General features: G+C 42.2%; 13 protein-coding genes. 8 read left to right on the top strand and 5 right to left on the bottom strand.

The genetic code is table 11. The annotated features are described in order from the left end of the window. Window positions 1-25 precede the first annotated feature (25 nt). Complete coding sequence (atpD, locus tag HMPREF1528_RS01460) at window positions 26-1540, bottom strand: F0F1 ATP synthase subunit beta (protein ID WP_002674457.1); 1515 nt, start codon at window positions 1538-1540, stop codon at window positions 26-28. 339 nt (window positions 1541-1879) lie between these two features. Between atpD and HMPREF1528_RS01465 the strand changes: the two genes are divergently transcribed. From HMPREF1528_RS01465 to purD, 8 genes are all read left to right on the top strand, one after another. After that, window positions 1880-2245, top strand: a complete 366-nt coding sequence (locus HMPREF1528_RS01465) for a hypothetical protein (protein ID WP_016478335.1) — start codon at window positions 1880-1882, stop codon at window positions 2243-2245. A 292-nt stretch (window positions 2246-2537) separates the two neighbouring features. Further along, the gene (locus HMPREF1528_RS01470; protein ID WP_016478336.1) at window positions 2538-3275 is read left to right on the top strand and encodes a Fic family protein; all 738 of its coding nucleotides are present in this window, start codon (window positions 2538-2540) and stop codon (window positions 3273-3275) included. 89 nt (window positions 3276-3364) lie between these two features. Continuing rightward, complete coding sequence (locus HMPREF1528_RS01475) at window positions 3365-4537, top strand: dicarboxylate/amino acid:cation symporter (protein ID WP_016478337.1); 1173 nt, start codon at window positions 3365-3367, stop codon at window positions 4535-4537. Between the two features lie 219 nt (window positions 4538-4756). Further along, window positions 4757-5737, top strand: coding sequence for a bile acid:sodium symporter family protein (locus HMPREF1528_RS01480; RefSeq protein ID WP_016478339.1), 981 nt, complete (start codon window positions 4757-4759; stop codon window positions 5735-5737). Between the two features lie 139 nt (window positions 5738-5876). After that, a complete protein-coding gene (locus HMPREF1528_RS01485) occupies window positions 5877-6647 on the top strand; it encodes a hypothetical protein (RefSeq protein ID WP_016478340.1) in 771 nt (256 codons plus the stop codon). Between the two features lie 26 nt (window positions 6648-6673). Continuing rightward, complete coding sequence (radC, locus tag HMPREF1528_RS01490) at window positions 6674-7351, top strand: RadC family protein (protein WP_009411437.1); 678 nt, start codon at window positions 6674-6676, stop codon at window positions 7349-7351. Between the two features lie 75 nt (window positions 7352-7426). Beyond that, complete coding sequence (gene nadE, locus HMPREF1528_RS01495; protein WP_016478341.1) at window positions 7427-8197, top strand: NAD(+) synthase; 771 nt, start codon at window positions 7427-7429, stop codon at window positions 8195-8197. Between the two features lie 56 nt (window positions 8198-8253). Beyond that, complete coding sequence (gene purD / locus HMPREF1528_RS01500; protein ID WP_016478342.1) at window positions 8254-9525, top strand: phosphoribosylamine--glycine ligase; 1272 nt, start codon at window positions 8254-8256, stop codon at window positions 9523-9525. A 60-nt stretch (window positions 9526-9585) separates the two neighbouring features. On the opposite strand, the gene HMPREF1528_RS01505 is transcribed toward purD, so the two are convergent. The 4 genes from HMPREF1528_RS01505 to HMPREF1528_RS01520 form a co-directional block, all read right to left on the bottom strand. After that, on the bottom strand, window positions 9586-10638 hold the full coding sequence (locus HMPREF1528_RS01505; RefSeq protein WP_016478343.1) for an NAD(P)/FAD-dependent oxidoreductase: 1053 nt from the start codon (window positions 10636-10638) through the stop codon (window positions 9586-9588). A gap of 12 nt (window positions 10639-10650) precedes the next feature. Further along, a complete protein-coding gene (locus tag HMPREF1528_RS01510) occupies window positions 10651-11397 on the bottom strand; it encodes an MgtC/SapB family protein (RefSeq protein ID WP_016478344.1) in 747 nt (248 codons plus the stop codon). A 685-nt stretch (window positions 11398-12082) separates the two neighbouring features. Beyond that, window positions 12083-13144 carry a UDP-glucose 4-epimerase GalE gene (gene galE, locus HMPREF1528_RS01515; RefSeq protein WP_016478345.1) on the bottom strand — a complete coding sequence of 354 codons (1062 nt, stop codon included), beginning with the start codon at window positions 13142-13144 and terminating at the stop codon, window positions 12083-12085. A gap of 93 nt (window positions 13145-13237) precedes the next feature. Beyond that, window positions 13238-14854, bottom strand: a complete 1617-nt coding sequence (locus HMPREF1528_RS01520) for a DUF6377 domain-containing protein (protein ID WP_016478346.1) — start codon at window positions 14852-14854, stop codon at window positions 13238-13240. Between the last annotated feature and the right edge of the window lie 111 nt (window positions 14855-14965).

Below are 14965 nucleotides of genomic sequence, written 5' to 3' on the forward strand. Positions count from 1 at the left end.
TATTTAACATTAGCTAATTTTCTTATTAACTAGCTTGTGCTTCGGCAAGCATTTTTTCACCTGCTTCGATTACTTCTTCGATGGTACCTTTAAGGTTGAAGGCAGCTTCTGGAAGGTGGTCGAGTTCGCCGTCGAGAATCATATTAAAGCCTTTGATAGTATCTTTGATATCTACATAAGCTCCTGGTAAGCCTGTAAACTGCTCGGCTACGTGGAAAGGCTGTGACAAGAAACGCTGTACGCGACGTGCACGAGCAACGGCTACTTTATCGTCTTCTGAAAGCTCTTCCATACCGAGGATAGCGATAATGTCTTGCAATTGTTTGTAACGTTGTAAGAGCTCTTTCACGCGTTGTGCGCACTCGTAGTGCTCTTTACCCAAAATTTCGGGGGTAAGGATACGCGAAGTAGAATCGAGAGGGTCTACCGCAGGGTAGATACCGAGCTCGGCGATTTTACGCGATAATACGGTGGTCGCATCGAGGTGGGCAAAGGTAGTTGCCGGAGCGGGGTCAGTAAGGTCGTCGGCAGGTACATATACCGCTTGTACTGAGGTGATAGAACCGTGCTTGGTAGAGGTGATGCGCTCTTGCATCGCACCCATTTCGGTAGCCAACGTAGGTTGGTAACCCACCGCTGATGGCATACGTCCTAAAAGGGCGGATACCTCAGAACCTGCTTGGGTGAAACGGAAGATATTATCGACGAAGAAAAGCACGTCTTTACCGTGACCTTCGCCAGCACCATCGCGGAAGTACTCGGCAATAGTGAGTCCTGAGAGGGCTACACGCGCACGTGCTCCAGGAGGTTCGTTCATTTGTCCAAAAACGAAGGTAGCTTTTGATTCTTTAAGTGCCTTGCGGTCTACTTTACTCAAATCCCAACCGCCTTTTTCCATCGATTCCATAAAGCCTTCGCCATATTTGATAATGCCCGATTCGAGCATCTCGCGTAGCAGGTCGTTTCCTTCACGGGTGCGTTCGCCTACCCCAGCGAATACTGATAGACCGCCGTGTCCTTTGGCGATGTTATTAATCAATTCTTGAATGAGCACCGTTTTACCTACACCCGCACCGCCAAAGAGACCGATTTTACCTCCTTTGGCATAAGGTTCGATAAGGTCGATGACTTTAATACCGGTGAAGAGTACTTCGGTAGTGGTGGAGAGTTCTTCGAACTTGGGAGCTTCGCGGTGAATAGGCAAGCCGTTGTCGCCGTCTTTGGGCAGGTTGCCGAGTCCGTCGACCCCGTCACCAATTACGTTGAAGAGGCGACCGTAGATATCGTGCCCTACGGGCATTTTGATAGGACTGCCTGTGGCAATCACTTCGGTGTCGCGGCTAAGTCCTTCGGTGGAGTCCATAGAAATGGCGCGCACCACGTCTTCGCCTATATGCGATTGTACTTCTAATATGAGTTTGGTACCGTCGGGTCTTGTGATTTCCAAGGAATCATAAATGCGTGGGAGTTCATTATCAGAAGCGAACTCTACATCGACCACAGGTCCAATTACTTGTGCTACTTTTCCTTTTTGTAACATTCTTTTTTATTTTTAGTTGTTTAGACCATAGGCATTAAGCCATAGGTTGTAGGTGTTATGGTTTTAGAAGCTGAGGTCTGAAATATGAGACCTATGGGCAGAAACCTAAATATTGTGCAAATGTAGGGACTTTTTTAAAAAAGGCAAATAAAAGTGAAGATTTTTTTTGTTTCTTATTTTAAAAATTGCTGATTGTCAATATTAACTAACAAATAATTTTTTTATTAGAGTGTTTGCAAACACTCTAATAAAAAAATTAATCATATATTTTTAGGCTTATCTAAAAAATATTTTTACCTTTGCGCTTTCAATGGTTATATCTTTTAAAATTAAAATATTATGAGTGATTACTGTATGTGTCATATCGAGAGTTACTGGCAGGAGCTTATGGATCTTTCAACAGAAGAATTTATGCAAGAGGCGTATATGGAAGCGCTTTCGCATAGTCGAGAGGCTTTTTATAGGGCAGAAGTATTAGCAACTCACGCTGATAGATGTGAAAAGCTAAAGATTCCGTTTGTAGAAATATACACTTTTTCGTGTGAGAATTTGGCTTGTATGTATCAGCATATGGGAGAGTCCTTACAGGCGGTAAAGATTTTGAACCAAGGAATTAGTTTTTTAGGATATTTGTACAAACAAAAATTACTGAGCAAAGAGGTTTTTGAAGAGCAGATAGAAGCTTTAAATTGTTTATTTCGTTAAGTGCGACAAGCTACATCTTTTATTCTTTTCAATTATTCTTTAATATTTTTAGATTTTTTTTCAAATCATTACATAGTCTTCAAAATTGGTAAATTGATAAGTTATCTTTATATTTTTCTGTAAAAAAATATTCGCAATTCTTTTTAGAAAAATATTTAATTGTGCTTATTTATAATATTGATTATCAATATATATAGGTTTTATACTTTCTTCTTTTTAGTGAATTTCACGAGTTCTTTTGCTGAAAGAAGGCAAAATATCGTACATTTGCCACGTAAAACCTAAAAGTTTAATGAAACACATCTTTACAACAGAACAGCAAGTGTTGGCAGCTCGTATTTTGGAGCATAACCATTTTTCACCCCTAAGTGACTTATATTCTTCGGAAATACAAGACTTGGCGGTGATATGGTCGTTTTACTCTGGGAAGATAGAAGGCAATACTTATACTTTTGTGGAGACGGAAACGCTCTTAAAAGATGGTATTACTTCACCCAAGCGCTATGAAGAGGCTAAAATGCTCAAAAATCTTTACAACACTTTTATTTCGGAAGTAGAGTATATCAAAAAAGGGAATACCGAAGAGATTAACAAACGATTGCTTTTTGAGCTACACTCTCGCTTGATTGCTGATTTGATAGATAACCGCGAGAGGGGTATTATCCGCAAACGCGCTGTGCGAATTACTGGAACGGATTACACACCTCCTGCTGGGGAGCACCTTATTGAAAAAGCCTTAGACCAGATAATGGAGGAACAGGCTGAAATAGAAAATCCTTTAGAGAAAGCGGTGTTTTTGCATTGCAATATTGCGCGCTTGCAACCTTTTATTGACGGCAATAAGCGCACTTCGCGCTTGGTTGAGAGTATTGTGCTGATGAACGACGATATCGTACCGATTCATACGACTCGCTTAGAGGATATCAATACGTACCGTAAGGCTTTGCTTTCTTTTTATGAAACGAGTGATTACAGTGAATATGCCGATTATTTTCTACAAAAGAAATGGGAGTATCTGCAGAAGTCGTAGCACGAGTCGTAGCACGACAGGCAGTGTGAGTCGTACGAGGCTGATAGTTGTAGTAGGTTTATTTTAAGCATAATTTTAATATCTAGAAAATGAAAAATATTTTTAATAATCTTTTGTTTAAGGTGGTTTGTGGTATCCTGTTTGGGATAGCGTTGGGCTATTATGCACCTGAATGGTTGTACCGCATTCTTATTACTTTTCAGGTGTTGTTTAGCAACTTTTTAAAGTTTGCAATACCGCTGATTTTGATAGGGCTTATTATGCCTTCGATTAGTGATTTGGGTAAAAATGCAGGTAGGTTACTGCTTATTACCATAGGAATTGCGTATGCTTTTACGCTTTTCTCGGGTTTTTCTACTTACTTGGTGGGCGAATCTCTTTTTCCTTCGCTATTGCAGGGGGAACAATTGGGTGCCATTGTAGATAAAGGAAAGAGTTTGCCTCCTTATTTTACTATTGAGATGCCTCCTTTGGCTGATGTGATGAGTGCTTTGCTGTTTTCTTTTATCATCGGGATTGGGTTGTCGTTTAGAGAAGAATCGAAACTTACAGAGGTGATTAAAGAGTTTGGCGATATTGTGAAATGGCTTATCGTTAGGGCTATTATACCGATATTGCCTATTTATATTATGTGTATTTTTGCTGAAATTACCTTTAACGGACAGGTAATGGCAATAATGAAGGTATTCTTTAAACTGATTTTGGTTCTTTTTTTGATGCACATTGCTTTGCTCATTATCCAATACCTGATTGCGGGAAGTATTGCAGGGAAGAATCCTTTTAAGGCACTGGCTACGATGCTACCGGCTTATGCGACGGCTTTGGGTACACAATCGTCGGCTGCTACCATTCCTGTAACGTTGAGGCAGGCACTGAAATTAGGCATTTCGCAACGGATAGCGGGATTTGTGATTCCGCTTTGTGCTACGATTCATCTTTCGGGCAGTACGATGAAGATTACGGCTTGTGCGCTTGCCCTGATGATGCTTCAAGGAATGCCTTATGACTTTTCGCTGTTTGCTGGTTTTATAATGATGCTGGGGGTGGTGATGATTGCTGCTCCTGGGGTGCCGGGAGGGGCTATTATGGCTGCTTTGGGGGTGCTGAACAGTATTCTTGGTTTTAATGAGGCGCAACAGGGACTAATGATTGCACTTTATATAGCGATGGATAGCTTTGGCACGGCTTGTAATGTAACGGGTGACGGAGCAGTAGCTTTAATAGTTGATAAATGCGGGGAAAGTGAGAAAATTAGCAAATGAGAAAATTAGAGAATTAGGAAATTAACAGATTGGGAGATGGAGACGAAAAGAAACGAAACGGTTCAGAATACTTGGAAGGGTACAGGAAGAGTGGTCTTAGCTTATAGAAAGCTTATAGGAAGCTTATACGAATCTTGGAAGATGGGTATAGAAAAGGTATATAAATATTTAAATATCAGTTTTTTACGGGAACTAAAACAATAGTTAAAACGAAAGCAAATGACAAACTTACACAAATTTTTTGTTAAAAACGCATTCTTGTGGCTCTTGGTACTAATGGTACTTATGGGCTACCTTATTCCTTATCGAGAAGGCTATAACGCTTACTTTAATTTAGGAACCTTTATCGATTGGGGGATTGTGATTATCTTCCTGCTCTACGGACTCAAACTGAACTTGCGAGAAGTGCTGAATGACGTTAAGAACTGGAAGCTACACTTGCTGGTACAAATAGCTACCTTTGTGCTGTTTCCGCTCTTGGTAATGCCTTTTTACAAGATAGCACAGAGCACAGAATTCTACGTGTTGTGGCTTTCGATATACTTTTTGGCTTGCTTGCCGTCTACCGTATCGTCATCGGTAGTGATGGTGTCTATCGCAAAAGGGAACGTGCCCTCAGCGATTTTTAACGCTTCTATCTCGGGGCTCATAGGTATTTTTGCTACCCCTATGCTAATGCACCCTTTTATGGAAAACAATAGTGGTGGGGCAGTAGACCAAGTAGCAATTATACAGCAATTATTATTAAAAGTACTGTTGCCGATAGTATTAGGGCTCTTGCTTAATCGGCTGTGCAAGAAGTTTATAGAGCGTTACGGCAAACTGATAGGCAAGTTTGATAGGCTTATTATCCTGCTGATTGTCTACGAGAGCTTTTCGACCGCTTTTGTAAACCGTATATTTGGCAGTGTCCCACCGATTACTTTTGCGATTATCGCAGTAGCAGTGGTGGGTATGTTTTTCATTGTATACTATCTCTTGCAATGGGCGTCGCACCGTTTGCACTTTAACCGCGAAGATACAATTACTACTACTTTTTGTGGCTCGAAGAAATCGTTAGTACACGGGAGTTTATTTATGATGGTATTGGGTATTCCCGACGATAACAAAGTGATGTTCCTCTTGCCGATAATGCTTTATCACAGCTTTCAGCTGTTTTATGTGAGCTGGCTGGCGAATAAGTTATCAGGTAATAGGTAACAAGTAACAGGTTTCAGGTCTCAGGTAAAGCGAGGGAGTTGGTGCAGCTGGGTATGTGAGTAACAACAAGAAATATCAAGAAATGAACAATATACCCGAAGTTTATCCAATACTCTCTAATAACTAAAAACTAACCCTTATGAGAAGAACAGTAATTATCTCAATGATTTTAATAGCCTTTGTAGGCTGTAAAACACACATTAAACCTTCTACAGATTTAGAAGAAAACCAATTGCACGGCAAAGTAAAACAAATGCTCGAACTAACCTATTACTACGGCAATGTTGATAGAGTTTATTTTGAAGAGAAAACCAAAGCCTCTGATTCAGTATTGTATACTTTTGATGAAAAAGGCTATTATACTGAAGCGGTTCACTTAACCCCTCCTGATGATAACGAGGCTGAACAGACGCCCAGAAATATATATGTTACTCGCTCTGCTGACGAAGTGAAAACAACCGCTTACAACAGCGATGGAGATATCCTATACCAAAGCATAAGTAAGCTAAACCCAGAAGGCTTAGAGCTTACCCGAACAGATGTTTTTAAAAAAGATGACGAAAAGATTGTAATGAACTACACTTATGACCATACCAATCTAAAGACTGAAATAAATATTGAACACAAGGACGGAAATAAACAGAAAAATGTACTAACCTATAACAAAAAAGGACAAGTCATTAAAGGAGCCTTTTACTCAGGTAGTAAAGATGAGCTTTTTTTAACTTCTACATATACTTACAACAGCAAGGGCTATTTAGAAAAGCGTGAGCAGAAATATTTTACTGGTCTTATTGTTACTACCACTTACCAGTATGAATACGATACCCAAGGCAGTGCTATTGTAGTCAAAGAATACGAAGATGGCAAACTCACAACTACAAAAAAGAGAATCATAGAGTATTATTAAAACAACCTTAAACCCCTAACTAAATTATGACTATCAAAAACTGGGAAGATACCGATAAGCCTCGTGAGAAGATGATGGCTCAAGGGAAAACAGCCCTTAGTAATGCCGAGCTTTTGGCGATACTATTAGGCTCGGGGTCGGCGGATGAGAGTGCTGTGGAGCTGAGTAGGCGCATTTTGGCTTCGGTGAATAATAGCTTGACGGCTTTGGGCAAACAGAGTTTGCAACAACTACAAGCCTTCAAAGGTATTGGGCAGGCAAAAGCGATTACCATTCTCGCTGCTACCGAAATGGGCAGACGACGCGCTGCTGAAACCCCCGAACCACAGCCCAAAATAGAGGTAGCTCATAACGTTTTTACCCTAATGCAACCTCTCATAGGCGAGTTGCCCCACGAGGAATTTTGGGTACTCTACCTCAATAGCACCAATCGTATGATACACAAAGCACGACTTTTTTCAGGAGGGATTACCCAGACTACCGTAGACGTGCGACTGCTCTTCAAAACAGCGTTGGAGCAAGGAGCTATTGCGTTGATATTAGTGCACAACCACCCTTCGGGTAACACCACCCCCAGCAAGGAAGATATCGAACTCACCCAGAGAGTAAAAACAGCAGGTGATATGTTAGACATCAAACTCTTAGACCACGTAATTGTTACCGAGAAAGAGTATTTGAGTCTTTTGGACGAAAGGCTTTTCTAATGGTGAATGATAAATTTGCTGATTTGGTAATTATGTAGTATTTTTGTCGCCATAAGAGTTAAACACTTCAATATAATGGAAAATATAGCTTCTCAAATAATTAATTGGATAAAGACCTACGCCGAGAACGCTCGTGTAAAGGGTTTAGTGATAGGCGTATCGGGCGGGATAGACTCGGCAGTAGTCTCTACCCTTTGTGCGCGTACAGGTTTACCTACTCTCTGCCTCGAAATGCCCATTCACCAAGCTGAAAGCCACGTGAGCCGCGCTGAGGAGCATATAGAGTTTCTCAAAGCACATTATCTTAATGTGAACAATCTGAGGGTAGACCTCACTCCTGTATTCGACCAATTTGTGACAGAAATACCCCCTACCGATAAATCTACTTACGAAATGGCACTTGCCAACACTCGTGCACGCCTAAGAATGACGACCCTTTACTATTTTGCAGGACTCGAAGGCTATATATTAGTAGGCACGGGCAATAAGATTGAAGATTTTGGAGTAGGGTTCTTTACCAAATACGGCGACGGTGGGGTAGACATCAGCCCCATAGCCGACCTGATGAAGAGTGAAGTGTACAAACTCGGTGAGTATCTGCATATCCCAAAAAGCATTCTCAAAGCAAAACCTTCCGACGGGCTTTTTGGCGACGACCGCAGCGATGAAGACCAGCTCAAAGCCTCTTATGATGAGCTTGAATGGGCAATGCTCCAAACTGAGCAAGGCAAAAAAGCAGAGGAATTTAGGGGTAGAGAGCGTGAAGTATTCGAGATATATACCCGCCTCAACCGTGCTAACCAACACAAAATGCAACCCATACCGTATTGTAAGATTAGCAAATGAGAAAATTAGTAAATAGATAGATTATATGCCTGTGTGGCTCGCAGCAAATTAAAAAAATGAATATACTTATCTTAGGCTCTGGCGGTCGCGAACACGCCTTTGCCGTAAAACTACACCAAAGTCCGCTATGCGACGCCTTGTATATTGCCCCTGGTAATGGGGGTACCCACACCGTAGCTACCAATGTGGCTATGAGCCCTACCGACTTCCCAGCGCTGAAAGCCTTTGTACTCGAAAAACAGATTGCAATGGTAGTGGTAGGTCCCGAAGACCCCTTAGTGCAAGGAGTGTACGATTTCTTTACTGCCGACCCTGCCCTTGCTCACGTGCAAGTGATAGGTCCCTCACAGCAAGGTGCTACCCTTGAAGGTAGTAAGGAGTTTGCTAAAGAGTTTATGGTACGTCACCATATTCCCACAGCTAAATATGCGAGCTTTACTAAGGATACAGTGGAAGAAGGTTGTGCTTTCCTCAGTGCGATGAAAGCCCCTTATGTACTGAAAGCTGATGGTTTGGCTGCCGGTAAAGGAGTTGTTATCTTAGATAACTTAACAGAAGCCCAAGCCGAATTGCGCCGTATGCTCATCAACGAAAAATTTGGGAAAGCAAGTACTAAGGTGGTGATTGAAGAATTCCTTAACGGTATTGAGCTCAGTTGCTTTGTCCTCACCGATGGAGTAGACTATAAGATATTGCCTACCGCCAAAGACTATAAGCGCATAGGCGAAGGTGATACAGGGCTCAACACTGGCGGTATGGGTGCCGTTTCGCCGGTACCTTTCGCCGATGAAGCCTTTATGCAGAAGATTGAAGAGCGCATCGTAAAACCTACTATTACAGGATTGCACAAGGAAGGTATCGTATATAAAGGTTTTGTGTTTATCGGACTCATAAAAGTAGACGGCGAGCCTTACGTGATAGAATACAATGTGCGTATGGGAGACCCCGAAACCGAAGCCGTATTGCCACGTATAGAAAGCGACCTCATTCCGCTTTTTCAATCTCTTTACAACGGCACTTTGGCTTCACAAGAGCTGAAAGTAACCCCACAGAGTGCTACTACGGTGGTAATGGTATCGGGTGGATATCCTGAGGATTATGAGAAAGGAAAAGAGATTACAGGCACAGAAAAAGCTGTTGGTAGCACTGTATATCACGCAGGCACTGCTTTGAAGGACGGCAAACTCCTCATCGCTGGTGGTCGCGTACTCGCCATTACTTCGCTTGGCGATGATTTCAAAGAAGCCTTACAACGCTCTTACGACAATATCAGTAAGATACAGTTTGAAGGTGCTTACTGGCGAAAAGACATTGGGAAAGACCTTTAAAAAGGTTAAGTATTAAGAAAAAATAGGGAAGAGTTGCAGAACACAACTCTTCCCTATTTTTTATCTTCTAAGTCGTTTAGCGAAACGCACTATGTTCATCTCTTTAGGAATCTCTTTCTCTTCGTACACCGCTTCATAAAGTATCTTAGCACAGAAGGGAGCATTGAGCACTCCCCTTGTTCCTAAACCGTTGAGCACCCAAAGATGAGGATACAATGGGTGGCTTCCTATTAAAGGTCTCCTATCAGCTACCGTGGGGCGTAAAGCCGCTTGGTGTGAGATAATTTCAAAAGAACAACGCACCATCTTGCGCAGTTTCTCTAATAGTTCTTTGCGAGCTCTCTCTGTAATGGTATCTGTAAGGTCTTCGGGGTCATAAGTTGCTCCCATAATATAAGTATCTCCTCCTAACGGAATGATACTACCATCACTTTTTAGGATAGTGTGCAACTGTAAATCGGGAGCGTAAAAGGTAAGAGTTTCACCTTTACAAGGACGCATTGGCAAAGAATTGAAATAAGGATTTTTACTAATGCCACATCCCTCACAAAACACGATGTTGTGGGCTTCCACTCCCTGATATACCACGTGTGTATCGCAAATCTCAAGTGCTTCATAATCGAAAGTCTTAGCGTGATAAACTCCTTCTTCCTGCCAATGCCTGAGGCATTCCGATAAGTACTTCTTCACTTCCACTCTCCCCGTACGCATTACTTCTCCAAAAAGAAAAGGAGCTGGTACTGCGGGATTGGTTTCGGGTACTAATGTAGTGCTGAGGTAACCCGAAAGCAAAGGTTGGTCAGCAGCAGTGAACCAGTTGTTTTGTTCTTCTACCGAAGCAAACTTTCGGAGCACAGGCATTGATATATGAAAAGAAACACCCGTTTTAGCCTCTATTTCCGTATAGAACGGCTCAATCATACTCATTACCTCTTCAGCTCGCCATATGGGAGTAAATCGCTTTAAAACTACCGGATTATACACTCCTCCCGCAATCAAACTAGCTACTTGTGAGCGGTCGGCTATCAAACAAAAGCTCTTGCCGTGTTTTTCCAAAAAGTTAGCAAAAGTAACACCTGCTAAGCCTCCGCCTATAATAATAAAATCGTACATACCGATGCGCTCTTACTGTATTTGCGAAACTGCCGCAATCCCTTCTTTAGCCGAAAGCAAACTCACCACACTGCCTATACTCAAAACATCAGCGGTAGCAATCGTAAAGGTAAGCGTGTGATTTTCGACGTCCTTTTCTACTTTTGTTATACTCATTGACTTGCGTCGGAAGATAGCCGAGCAGATTTCTATAGTTTCAGCCACATTTAGTTCTTCTTCCTCATAAGTAACTTGAAAAACTCCTACAAAATTTCTCTTAATGAGCTGTGATTCCACTCTTTTGAGGAATATCATAATAATAAGCATAAAAGCAATAGCCACCACAGCAATATTGTAAAAACCCCAGCCAATACCCAAGCCTACGCAACCCGTAGCCCAGATACCCGCTGCGGTAGTCATTCCCGCAATACTTTCTCCGCGTTCTTTAATAATGCTACCAGCTCCCAAAAAGCCTATCCCGCTAATCACCTGCGCGCCCAAACGCCCTAAATCGCTTTTGAAAAGAGCTGCCAGTTCAGGGAAATGTGCGTTAAAGTCAATAAGACTAATGCGTAATTGGTCTTGAATCATCGAAACTACCGCAGAGCCAAAGCACACAAGTATATACGTGCGAAAGCCAGCGGGCTTGTGCTTGCGTTCACGTTCGAAGCCTACCAATCCGCCAAAGACTATTGCTAAAAGCAAGCGGAAGCACACCACCCCAAGGGAGAGTTCTCCTATGAAGTGTGTATTAGAAAAATCGTTTAAAAGCTCGTTCATAATCTAATCATATAATGAGCGGTAAAGGGACTATCTGAGTTTCCTCAGTCAGTCCCTTCCCTTTCTTAATCCAAAAATTGTTATTTACTTTTTTATCTTTTTCCCTTCACCTTCTCGTCACCACATTCCCCTTTTAAAAGGTTGTCCGCGATAGCCAAGTAAGTGAATAAAGAGATGTTATCCCCTAGTGCCTATACGTCATAACACTTTGCCAAAGTTTCAAATTTTGGCAAAGTTAATAATAAATCGCCTGTCGTGCTACAACCTCATACCTGCCTATGTAGTTCGTACTACCTTTCCGTCACTACATTCCCCCTCTCCTTGGGAGAGGGACGGGGTGAGGATTCTCTTTCTTTCGCCTCGAAACCCTCTTTTTACCATTTTTTGCATCGCTGTATTATACTATGAGTCAATCACTTGTGTACCCTTCCTATACCAATCGTCCAAGATTCGTATAAGCTTCCTATAAGCTCTCTATAAGCTAACCCCACCCATCTTACAGCTCATCTTTTACCTTTCACCTAATTTCTCCCTTCCGAATCTCTCCGATATCTTTCTATCTCCTTAACTCTTCCCAATAAAGCCTTCTATCTCGTCTTACTTCCGTCCGACAAGTCCGAATCGTCCGAGAACTCCATTACTACCTGTCGTGTTACGACTGCCCGTGTGGCTCACACCTAATTCCCTAATTTGCTAATTTTTCCCCTGCCTGTGCGGCTCGCACCGACCTACCTCGTACCTTCTGTTCCCATTGCCAAGCCGAGCGCATCGCATCGTCCAAAGAGCTTTGGGCTTTCCAACCGAGTACGTTATTAGCCTTATCAGTGTTAGCATAAGCAGCGGTGATATCACCAGCACGTCTACCTACAATTTGGTAGTTCAATTTCTTGCCCGATACCCGTTCAAAGCTTTGGATTACTTCCAAAACAGTACTACCTTTACCTGTTCCTATATTGAAAACCTCGTAGTTTTCAGTATTCTTGCTTTCTAATAGGCGTTGGAGGGCAATCACGTGAGCTTTCGCCAAATCTACTACGTGAATATAATCGCGAATGCAAGTGCCATCGGGGGTAGGGTAGTCGCCACCAAAAACCGAGAGTTTCTCACGCAAACCTATAGCCGTTTGGGTGATATAAGGCACTAAGTTTTGAGGTACGCCTAAGGGCAGTTCGCCTATTTCAGCTGAAGGGTGTGCCCCAATAGGATTAAAGTAGCGCAAGGCAATCGCGTTGAGCGAAGGAGTAACCTTGCAAGTATCGCTGATAATCTCCTCACTGATTTGTTTGGTATTACCATAAGGTGATTCGGCTTTTTTCACAGGAGCATTCTCAGTAATAGGCAACTCATCTGCCTGACCGTACACGGTGCAAGACGAACTGAAAATGAAGTGTGCTTTAGGCAACTTGCTCAGTTCTTGCAAGAGGTATACAAGGCTGGTAAGGTTATTTTCGTAATACAAAAGTGGTTTCTCCACGCTCTCACCTACCGCTTTAGAGGCAGCAAAGTGAATCACCCCTTGTACATCGCGATGACGCTTGAAGAAATCTTGTACATCAGCTTTATCACGCAGGTCAAATTTCTCGAACACCGGCATTTTACCTGTAATTTTCGCAATGTGGTCTTTTACATTTTCTTGGGCATTGGAAAGGTTATCAATGATAACCACATCAAAGCCTGCGTTTTGTAATTCTACAACGGTATGAGAGCCAATAAAGCCCAACCCGCCAGTTACTACTATTTTTTTCATTCTTTATACTAATTGTATTTGGTTGTTTTTATTTTATCGCCACAAAGGTACAAAAAAAGAAATGATTAGCAATAAAGTAGCTTATTTTTTGTGTTATTTCTTGCCTATTTTCATTACCATTTCTTCAAAAGTTTCTCTCGGTACGATAGCTTTGTTGCGCACACGGGTGCGATAGTTGTAAATCGTATTGGTGGAATAGTGCAAGAAAGTGGCTATTTTAGAGCTATCGGTGATGCCTAAGCGGATAAGGGCAAAGATGCGCAACTCGGGGGTCATTTCGTGAGGTTTGGGGGCAAAACGCTCGTCTTCGGCTAATAGAGCGTTGAACTCGGTGATAAAGTGTGGGAATAGATGCAAGAAAATATCGTCAAACAGCTTGTAGAACTCTTTCAGCTCTTGCTCTATCATCTCGGTAGAGCGGAGTACTTTGTTGAGTTCGTCCCAATTGCGGTCTTTTGCCTTTTTGGTGAGCATTTTTTGATATTTTTCTAATTTGCTGATGTACACCGAGCACAAGTTGAAAAACTCGCCTATATAGGCTTCTTTTACCTCGTTGCTTTCGTTGAGTTGGGTTACTACCTCGCGCAGGTGTTCGTTGAGTTGCTCTAAATCTTGGTTTTTGAGGTAGAGTTTCTTGCGTATTTTGGCAATGCGCTTCATTTGGCGGGTAACCAATACTACGGCAATGATGAGGAAAACGGCAAACAACCCTACTAACAGTAAGGCGTTACGCAATTTGGTATTCTGACTGTGAATGCGTTCCTGATAGGCTTTTTCGATGATAGGGAAAATCTTCATCACCTCATCGGAACGCAGTTGAGCATTGCAAAAAGTAGCGTCTTCCATCGCCGATTTGATGCAAGTGTAAGCGTTCTCTACTTCGCCTAATTGAAAGAGCGCTGAGGCAAGTTCGAGCATTGAGGCGTTTTCTTTAATAGCATCTTTGATGTCGCAACTCGCCGAAATAGCAAAGTATTCTATTTGTTTAGGGACATTCTTTTTCTTTTTGTAGAGCGTGCCGAGCACATAGCCTAATACGGCTTTTTCGTGTTCATCGGTGTGCATTAGGGCGAAGCGGCCGAGGAGGAGTTTTTCGGCTTCGTCGTAACAACCGGCATCGGTGAGCACGCCCGCATAGAGGAGGATATAGTGAGTGGAATTCTTATCTACTAAATTGAGGAGGAGGTCGCGGTAGGCATTGCTTTTGGCGATATAGGTTTTGGCATCGGGGTTGTTGAAAGCGTAGTTGTTGTAGAGGTTGAGATAGCAGTTGTAGTACTGAATGAGCTGAGGTTTTTGCAGTTGCTCTTTATCAATAGCCCTGAGCAGGTCGGCAGCATCTAAGTAGTTGCCCAAAATGATGTACAGAGAGGCAAGGGAAAGGCGGGAATCGTTTTGGAGGTCGGGTTTTTGGAGTTCTTCAGCAATGCGGATATTCTCTTTCACGTAGTACACCGCCGAGTCGGAGATATAAGTTTTAAACTCGTCGAAGAGGCGTTGGTTGATAGCATAACGTTGCTCAGCAGAGGCTTTGGGTACTCGTAACAAGTCGATAGCTTCCTTTATTTTGCGTTCTTTCTGCTGGGTGTATTTATCTTTTTGTTTGATAAGTGCAGTGAGGTTGTGAATGAGCTTTTGATTTTGCCCCATTTGAGCCAAAGCACAGTAGGGGAGTAGTAGGAGGGTTATGATAAGGCTTTTGTACTTCATTTTCAAACATTAATTTTCAGAGGCAAAAGTAAGAAAAATTAGCAAAATAGCAAATTTGTTTTGGTGGTTACAAAAAATAAATAGATTGTCCGAAAAGTCTCAAAATCACAT

Source organism: Capnocytophaga sp. oral taxon 336 str. F0502, assembly GCF_000411575.1.
GTDB classification, from domain to species: domain Bacteria; phylum Bacteroidota; class Bacteroidia; order Flavobacteriales; family Flavobacteriaceae; genus Capnocytophaga; species Capnocytophaga ochracea.

Excerpts from the sequence above, each read along its gene's own strand:
- atpD (WP_002674457.1), bottom strand. The coding sequence starts at position 1,540 with ATGTTACAAAAAGGAAAAGTAGCACAAGTAATTGGACCTGTGGTCGAT.
- galE (WP_016478345.1), bottom strand. The coding sequence starts at position 13,144 with ATGAAAAAAATAGTAGTAACTGGCGGGTTGGGCTTTATTGGCTCTCAT.
- purD (WP_016478342.1), top strand. The coding sequence starts at position 8,254 with ATGAATATACTTATCTTAGGCTCTGGCGGTCGCGAACACGCCTTTGCC.
- HMPREF1528_RS01485 (WP_016478340.1), top strand. The coding sequence starts at position 5,877 with ATGAGAAGAACAGTAATTATCTCAATGATTTTAATAGCCTTTGTAGGC.
- HMPREF1528_RS01520 (WP_016478346.1), bottom strand. The coding sequence starts at position 14,854 with ATGAAGTACAAAAGCCTTATCATAACCCTCCTACTACTCCCCTACTGT.
- HMPREF1528_RS01465 (WP_016478335.1), top strand. The coding sequence starts at position 1,880 with ATGAGTGATTACTGTATGTGTCATATCGAGAGTTACTGGCAGGAGCTT.
- HMPREF1528_RS01510 (WP_016478344.1), bottom strand. The coding sequence starts at position 11,397 with ATGAACGAGCTTTTAAACGATTTTTCTAATACACACTTCATAGGAGAA.
- HMPREF1528_RS01505 (WP_016478343.1), bottom strand. The coding sequence starts at position 10,638 with ATGTACGATTTTATTATTATAGGCGGAGGCTTAGCAGGTGTTACTTTT.
- radC (WP_009411437.1), top strand. The coding sequence starts at position 6,674 with ATGACTATCAAAAACTGGGAAGATACCGATAAGCCTCGTGAGAAGATG.
- nadE (WP_016478341.1), top strand. The coding sequence starts at position 7,427 with ATGGAAAATATAGCTTCTCAAATAATTAATTGGATAAAGACCTACGCC.
- HMPREF1528_RS01480 (WP_016478339.1), top strand. The coding sequence starts at position 4,757 with ATGACAAACTTACACAAATTTTTTGTTAAAAACGCATTCTTGTGGCTC.
- HMPREF1528_RS01470 (WP_016478336.1), top strand. The coding sequence starts at position 2,538 with ATGAAACACATCTTTACAACAGAACAGCAAGTGTTGGCAGCTCGTATT.
- HMPREF1528_RS01475 (WP_016478337.1), top strand. The coding sequence starts at position 3,365 with ATGAAAAATATTTTTAATAATCTTTTGTTTAAGGTGGTTTGTGGTATC.